Raw genomic sequence first — 1,221 nt, forward strand, 5'->3', positions numbered from 1 at the left:
AATGTCGGCAGCAACGGCATGGGCTGTCTCGTCCGTCGCATCGTCGTCCAGCAGTAAATCCTGTTCGAGCGACGCGGCAAGCTCGTCGTTCCCGAGCTTGTCGTTCCCTGCCAAATCGTCTTCGAAAGGCGACACGTCTTCGAGCGAACTGGCAAGCGCATCGTCGAAATCGTCATCGAACGCAGCTTCAACAGCTGGCGCGGATGCTTCGGCAACACCAGAACGGGCGTCGTCGGCAGCAACGGCATGGGCGGTTTCGTCCGCCGCATCATCGTCCAGCAGGAAATCCTGTTCGAGCGACGCGGCAAGCTCGTCGTCCACGGCGTCGGTGGCAGCCGGTTCGAAAGCCGGCTCGCGAATCTCGGTTGCGCCGTCGTTGTCGTCGGCGCCGAATTCGCCCATCAATTCCTTCTCGAGATCGATGTCGAAATCGCCCTCGTCCGCCGGCTGGCTGGCTGGGGCCGCCTTCGGGTGGGCCTGCGGCTTGACCGGCTGGCGCGGGTCGAATCCCATGATCCTGGTCAGTTCCGCGAACGGATCATCGTCGGCGATATCGTTTTGGGCGGCTGCTCTCAGCTGGGTTCTGTCTGCCATTATTGTTCCCGAACTCGCACTCATTCGGACGCCATGGACGTCGCGCAGGGTTGGCCCTTACCAGCGCAATGTGGGCAAAAGGTGACAGGTTTTTTAGTCAAACCTAACGCATTTCAGTGGGCGCATCGGCCCCGATCAGCATCAGGCCGGACGTCAAAACGTCCGAAACAGCCTGCACCAGCCCTAGTCTGGCATGCGTCAATTGTCGGTCGTTAACCTTAACAAAACGTAAGTCCGGATTCTCGGTCCCGCGGTTCCAATGTCCGTGGAAGCTGGAGGCGAGATCGTAGAGGTAGAATGCCAGCCGGTGCGGCTCGAGCGCAAGTGCCGCGGATTCAATCAGCCGCGGATATTCGGCAAGCTTCCTGATCAGGCCGATCTCGCCTTCGTCGGTCAGCGAAGCGGTGGCGGCGGCCAGCCGATTGCGGTCGAAATTGGCCTCGCCCAACTGTTCGCTCGCCTGCCGGAACACCGAATGGCAGCGCGCCGAAGCGTACTGCACGTAGAACACCGGATTGTCCTTCGACTGCTCGGTCACCTTGGCGAAGTCGAAATCGAGCGGCGCATCGTTCTTGCGGTAGAGCATCATAAAGCGGATCGGATCGCGGCCGACCTCCTCCACCACTT

At 60.8% G+C, this 1,221-nt stretch carries 1 protein-coding gene and 1 pseudogene; both read right to left on the reverse strand.

Going from position 1 to position 1,221, the window contains the following annotated elements:
- Positions 1-594 (reverse strand): annotated as a pseudogene (locus tag EOA86_RS35310) (SPOR domain-containing protein); the annotation flags it as partial.
- Between the two features lie 103 nt (positions 595-697).
- Positions 698-1,221: DALR anticodon-binding domain-containing protein (locus EOA86_RS35315; RefSeq protein ID WP_245497486.1), on the reverse strand; the 524-nt coding region annotated here is incomplete at its 5' end.

The organism is Mesorhizobium sp. M5C.F.Ca.IN.020.32.2.1 (assembly GCF_004023105.1).
GTDB classification, from domain to species: domain Bacteria; phylum Pseudomonadota; class Alphaproteobacteria; order Rhizobiales; family Rhizobiaceae; genus Mesorhizobium; species Mesorhizobium wenxiniae.